We start from the raw sequence: 6,348 nt of genomic DNA, 5'->3' as shown, positions 1-6,348 counted from the left end.
TTTCGTTTGACCCTTTCGGAACCAGAATTTGACCCTTTCGGAACCCACGTTTGACCCTTTCGGAACCCTGTGGATAGTTTCCTTTTATGGTATCAGTGAGTTAAGGAAGATTTTTGGCCCCGTAACATACTCCGTAGGTAACACTATTAACACTAGGCGTTTTGTTGATTCGGTCTTTGAAAAAAACCTGGGACAGTGTATGTGTTCAGATGTACACATGCTGAGAAGGGAATGAAATGACGACCAGCACCACAATGACGATCCGGCTCGACCCGCAGCTCAAGGCGAAGCTGGGAAGATTGGCGGATGGAACACGACGCAGCCGATCCTTTCTGGCGGCAGAGGCCGTGGAAACCTACGTGGATCGTGAGCTGGCGATCATCGAAGGCATCGAGCGCGGGCTTGCGGACGTGGAGGCCGGACGGACGGTCAGCCATGAAGATGCAATGGCCTCCCTGCGGCAGGTGATCGACGCGGCGGCGGACAACGCCGCGTGAGTCGACCCGTTCGCTGGTCAAACGATGCGTTGGCCGATCTTGCAGAGCAGGTTTCCTACATCGCCGCCGATAATCCCGCAGCAGCTCGCCGCGTGGCCGATGCCATCGACAAGACGGCTCTGGCCCTTGGCGACATGCCGATAGGGCGCCCCGGACGGGTGACAGGCACCTATGAGAAATCAGTGACAGGTCTGCCCTACGTTGTGGCCTATGCGATCACGCAGACGGGCGGCGCGGAAGAAATCGCGATTGTCCGTGTGATCCACACATCACGCGACTGGTCCCCCGAAGAATGGCCGGACTGATTTTCACTGATCCGGCCTGTTGATCCAGATCGCGCAATAGCTGGACCCGTTGTTCTGTTCGACCACCTGTCCGCCCGCGGTGCCGCAATAGATTCTTGGAAACTTCCCGAACTCGCGGGCATCGCCGCGCCCTTGTATCCATGCCATCGCCAGCGTCCCGATAAGCGCCCCTGTGGCGAGCATAGAGGCCAGCCACACCCAAAACCCGCCAAACCAGCGCCAGGCCTCTCTACGGGCCTCTCCAGCGGCTTGTGAGAGCTTTGCGCGTTCATTGTCGAGGTCATGCCGGATTCCGGCCATGGCGCTCTCAGCGGCCCTGGTTGCGGCCTGTGTGGCGCTGCGAGCCATCTGGTCGCGGTCAGATGCCAGAGCTTCCTGAATTTCCCCCGGCGCGTCCTTGGTTGCTTTTGCCATCTTCAAGGCAGCTTGTGCCACAGCTTGGTTCAGGGTTTTGGCCTCATCCTTGTCGAGGCTGGTGCGGGCTATATGCTCGATGCTGCGACGAAGGGCCGTCAATTCATCGACCAGTTCCTGAAACGGATCCTTGCTCATGTCTGATCCGCCTTGGCCGCTTCCTGATCCAGTTCTGCGAGCAGACCAACCAGTTCTTTCTGATCGACTTCACGGGTGGCGTTCTTGCGCAGGGTTGCCGCCATCCAACGGGCAATCTTCGGATCTTTCAAAGCGGCATTGGTCACGATGGCCCCGACGATGATTTTCCGCCGGGTCTCGCTGGCTTTTTGGCGGGTTTTAAGGCGGGCCAGCTTTGCCTGTGTTGATGCGATCTGCTGATCTATTGTCCGCGCCATTCTGGTTTCCTTTGTCACCGTCCCAAGTTGCTTTTAGGCTACCGTTGTTGTAGAGAGCAAGACACGAAGTGCCCACTTATACAAACGCTGCGCGTTTGTGTGGGCGGGGGAGACTGGCGTTTCCCCTCGACCCCTAAGCGAAGTGCGGCGCTGACATGGCAATCTATCATCTTCGAGCTTCGATGATTTCCCGCAGCCAGGGCCGCAGCGCCACGGCGGCAATCGCCTATCGCGTGGCCGAACGGATCGAAGACCGCCGCACCGGGCTTGTCTTCGACTATGCGGCGCGGGGCGGCGTCGATCACACTGAAATCCTCGCCCCGGATCATGCGCCGGATTGGGTCCGTGACCGATCCGAACTGTGGAACCGCGTCGAGGAATCCGAGACCCGCAAGAACAGCCAGGTCGCCCGCGAGGTGCGCGTGGCCCTGCCCGACGAGCTGACCCATGCGCAGCGTGTCGCCCTGGTCCGCGACTATGCGCAGGCGCAGTTCGTAGACCGGGGCATGGTGGCTGACATCGCCCTGCACGCTCCGGGGCGCGAAGGGGACGAACGCAATCATCATGCCCACATTCTGCTGACCACCCGTGAGGTGGATGCAGAGGGCTTCACCACCAAGAACCGCGATTGGAACAAGGTCGAGGTTCTTGAGGGCTGGCGCGAGGCATGGGCGCGGGACAGCAATGCGGCCCTAGAGCGGGCCGGCATTGAGGACCGCGTGGATCACCGGACGCTGGTAGCGCAGCGCGACGAGGCGCTTGAGCTGGCGGCGGCGGCACGGGAGCGCGGAGACGAGGGCGCGGAGCTGCACGAGACCGTGCGGGCCATGTCGCTGGATCGCCCACCCCTGCCCCAGCTTTCCCTCGGGGCATGGCAGCTCAAGGAGCGTGGCATCGAGGTTGCCGCCGTGCGCGTCTGGCATGAGGTCAAGGACCGTGCCGCGGAGGTCAGACAGGTGGTGCAGGAGCTGACCGGACAAGTTCGCGACTGGCTGGACCGTGCGGCTGATCGAGTCATGGACCGTCTGGGATCAGGGCAATCCGAGCTGGCGCTTGCCGGGGGGCGTGACGGCCGAGAAGAAGAACCTAACTTTGCCGCACGGTTGAAGGCATCATGGGAAGCACATCAAGGCCGAGAGAAGGTTCAGGAACCCGCCACGCCGGAGCGTGAGCGCGAGACGTCGCAGGAGTTCGCGGCACGGTTGCGCGAGGCGGCGACGGGGATCGACCGGGACAGTTTAGCTGACCGTGCCGCTGCGTTGCGCGAGGGCCGTGAGGCCCAGGAACGGCAGGTTGCAGAGGATGCGGCGCGGGAACAGGAGCTGACGCGCGAGCAAGAGATTGAGCGCGAGGCGGACAGCATAGCCGAGCGCGATCGTGGACTGGGCCACGGGCTATAGAAGGGCCCGTGGCCCCGCCCACGTTTGTGTGGCTTGGCGGGTGTTTCCAATGTGTGTATACTGAACGGTAGGAAAACCAAGGGGAAACCCCCGTGAAATACAGGCGGAAACACCATGAAGCTGACACTTGGACAGGCGGCAAAGACCGCGAAGCGTTCAAAGGGAACGCTATCAAAAGCTCTTAATTCAGGCGGCATCTCTGCGGAGAAGGACGACAAGGGGCGCTGGCAGATTGATCCATCAGAGCTTTCTCGGTGGATGTCCGCGAACCCGTTTCCGAACAGCCTTGAAAACCAATCGGAAACCAAAGAGGAAACGCATGGAAACAGCGCCTTAGGCGTTGAAGTTAAGATGCTTAGAGAGCGGATCGACGCCGTGACCGCCGAGCGAGATCGAGAGCGCGGCCAGCTCGTCGATCAGATCGAGGATTTGCGTGCCCGCCTGGACGGAGCGGAGGCTGAGCGGGTGCGGTTGAACGCGCTTCTGACCGATCAAAGAGAAAACCCCAAAGCTCCGGCCAAGCGGAGTTTTTTCGCACGATTGTTGGGTTAAATATTTGAGATCAATTATTTACTGAGCTGGTCAACTTGCTCGATACTGATGTAAACGTCCGACCCTCTTATTTCGACCGTGCCGATGCCAGATATTGTGCAAAGGTCGGAGTAGGAAACCATAAAACTGGGGTTGTCACACTCCGTTTCGATACGTTCGCGGGCGTCTCTCCCAGCATCTACGGTGACACCAAATGGATCGCGGTTATCATCGTAAAATGTGAAATTATCTTCACGGCTATCGTACTTGATGCGGCCAGAAAACATCACTTCGGTCCTATCCATCGAGTCGAGATATTCTCCGAGCTGGACTGGTTCTGCCAAAGCGGGCGTAGTCCCGATTAATAAGGCTATAACGGGCAGCGAAATTCGGTTCATGGCAATAACAACTCCTTGCAAGGTTGATTGTCGAGCGGGGTATTTCATGGGGACTAGTTTTCGGAATTTTCGGGTGTGGGACGGCGGTTTAATTCCGAAAACTCAAACAAAAATTCTGGCGCTGATATGGCCCCAGAACCCGTGTAGCTCATCTCAACCAAAGATCCGCTATGAACTAAGAAACGACCGGAAAATATGACATCATCCCCACGTTGTAGGGATAGCAACTCGGTGTAGACGTCACTTTGGGAAGGGGGGATCAGCGTATCCAATCCCAATGAAAGGTGGACGCCAGCCAGGACTGTGACACCGCCTATATCAATGCTGACGGCTCCTTTGCCCTGCATTCGTTGAATTCCAAGGATGGTTCCCGACCATCTTTCGACTGATGAAAGCTCGGCCAGTTGATTGTCGCGCAGGTCGAGGAGATCGTTGAACGCCAATGAGTTTGGCGCAGTGATTGCCGATTCTTGTGCAGCCTCTATTCGTGATAAAAATTCTGTTTGAGCGTCAGAAAGCCCAGATTGACTATCTGTTGGAGTGGGGAGCGTGGGAGAGAAAACGGCTATGGCGACAACGCCAACAACCGCCAAGGAAGAATACAATATCCAGCGTCTTGGACGACGTTTTTCACAGGCTGTACATCGCCGGGAACTTTTAAGATTGGATTTCCCACAAGAGCAAATCCAATAAGAGACAGATTCAGCCATTTATTTTGGCCGTGTCAGAAGTGCCATTAGACCAAGGATAATAGCACCTATTAGCCATATGAAAATAAGAAGTGTTACGCCGATTCCTGTGCCGATGGCGGCCCCAGCAGCTTCAGCGCCAGACAGGCCAGATTGAGTCTGGACAGCGCTTTGTGTGCCTCCCCATATCCACAACACCATTAGGATGTTGAAGCCCCAGAAGGCAAAAATCACCAGTTTTCCGAAAATGCCGCGCTTGGCTTTCCGCAGAACAGCGCCGCAAGACGGGCAGGAAGGCGCACTGGTGCTCACTCGGTGTTGGCATGATGGGCACTCGATCATTGCTGGTTTGGCCATAGAAAACTCCTTTTCAAAATTTCTAACGAGGGTGGAAAATTTTGCAATCTTTATAAGGGCATCAGGAAGGGGGCAACCATGACCTACACCCTCAACGTAGCCGTTCTTGCTTCTTGCAGTATGCCACGAAAGCCGCGCCGCTGTTTTTGGGGGGATTGCCTTTGGCCGCTTCGCTTTTGGCGAAGGAGAGCCAGTCAGAACGAAGGGCGTAGTAATCCCTGCCCTTCTCCCTGGCGATGCTACGCGCCTTGTCCTCTGCCCATTCCGGCAATCGGATCTCGGGCGAGAGGTCGCTCTGGGGTGAACGCGGACGAAAGATCACCAGGTCATCTGGGGTCAGTTCCATGCGATAGAACGGCGTGTGATCGTCCTCGATGATCTGGCGGATGTTCAGCCGGAACTTCTTCAGGGGGGCGTTGCTGCCGGTCTTTTCCTGAAGCTTGGCGAGGCCGATATGCCACTTTGGCTGACTGCCGCAGTGCTTGCGACCGATCTCATACAGACGGCGTTCCAGTGGGCGGCGCAGGCGGAAATAGTCGTTCGAGATCGTTATGACATCGTTGGCTTCAATCGCCCGCATGAACCAGTCAGACAGCACGACTTCGCAATAATCGAGCCGCCATATCCCTTCTTCCTGCATGACGAATCCGGCCTCGTCCACGAGGCTGAAAATCCGGACTTCACGCTTGCCGCCTGTGCGGATCGTCGTGGTAAACTGTGTCCCTTGTAGCCGTTTGAAGGCTTGCTCCAGCCGCTTGTAGTGGTTGCCCCCAATGGGACGGTTTGTGGAGATGGACAGCTCGCGGGCGCTGAACCGGACGCGTTTCCCGATCTTCTCGCCCCGGTTCTTCATGTGCATCAACTGGCTGATGCAGAAGATCAGAATATCCTTGTCCTTGATGGTGGGAAGGCCAAGGCCGGAGGGGACGATTTCCAGCCTGTTTTCGCCGTTCTGGTAAACCAGATGCCGCATGTCCGGCTTGGTCGCCAGGGAGAACAGGGGGTGCTCCATCGAGGCGGTGTCGTCCTTAGGAACAACATCCGCGATGTCGAGGATGAAAAAATCCTTCTGGGGGTGTCTATCGGGAAGCAAAGGCATGCTCACAGGCTACGGGAAATTTGACCCATCAGGAACCCTAAATTTGACCTATCAGGAACCGAGCTGAGGTTCGCACTATCGGGAACCAAAGTTTGACCTATCAGGAACCTCAAGAGACGATTTTTCGTTTGACCCTTTCGGAACCAGAATTTGACCCTTTCGGAACCCACGTTTGACCCTTTCGGAACCCTGTGGATAGTTTCCTTTTATGGTATCAGTGAGTTAAGGAAGATTTTTGGCCCCGTAACATACTCCGTAGGTAA

10 protein-coding genes are annotated in these 6,348 nt (G+C 56.9%); 4 read left to right on the top strand and 6 right to left on the bottom strand.

What is annotated here, in order from left to right:
- Positions 1-236: 236 nt before the first annotated feature.
- Together AC13C8_RS07335 and AC13C8_RS07330 are read left to right on the top strand one after the other, a co-directional pair.
- Positions 237-497, top strand: a complete 261-nt coding sequence (locus AC13C8_RS07335) for a CopG family ribbon-helix-helix protein (protein WP_102891986.1) — start codon at positions 237-239, stop codon at positions 495-497.
- Positions 494-802 (top strand): type II toxin-antitoxin system RelE/ParE family toxin, encoded by a 309-nt coding sequence (locus tag AC13C8_RS07330; protein ID WP_482846902.1) that lies wholly within the window; start codon positions 494-496, stop codon positions 800-802. The genes AC13C8_RS07335 and AC13C8_RS07330 overlap by 4 nt, the downstream gene beginning before the upstream one ends.
- Before the next feature lie 3 nt (positions 803-805).
- Here AC13C8_RS07330 and AC13C8_RS07325 read toward each other — a convergent pair whose 3' ends face one another.
- Positions 806-1,354 (bottom strand): hypothetical protein, encoded by a 549-nt coding sequence (locus AC13C8_RS07325; RefSeq protein ID WP_482846901.1) that lies wholly within the window; start codon positions 1,352-1,354, stop codon positions 806-808.
- The gene (locus AC13C8_RS07320) at positions 1,351-1,611 is read right to left on the bottom strand and encodes a hypothetical protein (protein ID WP_482846900.1); all 261 of its coding nucleotides are present in this window, start codon (positions 1,609-1,611) and stop codon (positions 1,351-1,353) included. The genes AC13C8_RS07325 and AC13C8_RS07320 overlap by 4 nt, the downstream gene beginning before the upstream one ends.
- A gap of 155 nt (positions 1,612-1,766) precedes the next feature.
- Between AC13C8_RS07320 and mobQ the strand changes: the two genes are divergently transcribed.
- Complete coding sequence (gene mobQ / locus AC13C8_RS07315) at positions 1,767-3,011, top strand: MobQ family relaxase (protein ID WP_482846899.1); 1,245 nt, start codon at positions 1,767-1,769, stop codon at positions 3,009-3,011.
- A 114-nt stretch (positions 3,012-3,125) separates the two neighbouring features.
- On the top strand, positions 3,126-3,563 hold the full coding sequence (locus AC13C8_RS07310; RefSeq protein WP_482846898.1) for a hypothetical protein: 438 nt from the start codon (positions 3,126-3,128) through the stop codon (positions 3,561-3,563).
- 14 nt (positions 3,564-3,577) lie between these two features.
- Here the strand turns inward: AC13C8_RS07310 and AC13C8_RS07305 are convergent, their stop codons facing one another.
- The 4 genes from AC13C8_RS07305 to AC13C8_RS07290 form a co-directional block, all read right to left on the bottom strand.
- Positions 3,578-3,988, bottom strand: a complete 411-nt coding sequence (locus AC13C8_RS07305; protein WP_482846897.1) for a hypothetical protein — start codon at positions 3,986-3,988, stop codon at positions 3,578-3,580.
- A 5-nt stretch (positions 3,989-3,993) separates the two neighbouring features.
- A complete protein-coding gene (locus tag AC13C8_RS07300) occupies positions 3,994-4,650 on the bottom strand; it encodes a hypothetical protein (protein WP_482846896.1) in 657 nt (218 codons plus the stop codon).
- Complete coding sequence (locus tag AC13C8_RS07295) at positions 4,651-4,986, bottom strand: zinc ribbon domain-containing protein (protein ID WP_482846895.1); 336 nt, start codon at positions 4,984-4,986, stop codon at positions 4,651-4,653.
- A gap of 91 nt (positions 4,987-5,077) precedes the next feature.
- Positions 5,078-6,085, bottom strand: coding sequence for a replication initiator protein A (locus AC13C8_RS07290; RefSeq protein ID WP_482846894.1), 1,008 nt, complete (start codon positions 6,083-6,085; stop codon positions 5,078-5,080).
- Positions 6,086-6,348 lie beyond the last annotated feature (263 nt).

Source organism: Aliiroseovarius sp. B-4, assembly GCF_056857795.1.
Note: the sequence above shows the minus strand (reverse complement) of the source record. Positions and strands in the feature narration are given on the sequence as shown.

Coding starts and splice junctions, on each gene's coding strand:
- AC13C8_RS07320 (WP_482846900.1), bottom strand. CDS start 1,611: ATGGCGCGGACAATAGATCAGCAGATCGCATCAACACAGGCAAAGCTG.
- AC13C8_RS07310 (WP_482846898.1), top strand. CDS start 3,126: ATGAAGCTGACACTTGGACAGGCGGCAAAGACCGCGAAGCGTTCAAAG.
- AC13C8_RS07300 (WP_482846896.1), bottom strand. CDS start 4,650: ATGGCTGAATCTGTCTCTTATTGGATTTGCTCTTGTGGGAAATCCAAT.
- AC13C8_RS07295 (WP_482846895.1), bottom strand. CDS start 4,986: ATGGCCAAACCAGCAATGATCGAGTGCCCATCATGCCAACACCGAGTG.
- mobQ (WP_482846899.1), top strand. CDS start 1,767: ATGGCAATCTATCATCTTCGAGCTTCGATGATTTCCCGCAGCCAGGGC.
- AC13C8_RS07290 (WP_482846894.1), bottom strand. CDS start 6,085: ATGCCTTTGCTTCCCGATAGACACCCCCAGAAGGATTTTTTCATCCTC.
- AC13C8_RS07325 (WP_482846901.1), bottom strand. CDS start 1,354: ATGAGCAAGGATCCGTTTCAGGAACTGGTCGATGAATTGACGGCCCTT.
- AC13C8_RS07335 (WP_102891986.1), top strand. CDS start 237: ATGACGACCAGCACCACAATGACGATCCGGCTCGACCCGCAGCTCAAG.
- AC13C8_RS07305 (WP_482846897.1), bottom strand. CDS start 3,988: ATGAAATACCCCGCTCGACAATCAACCTTGCAAGGAGTTGTTATTGCC.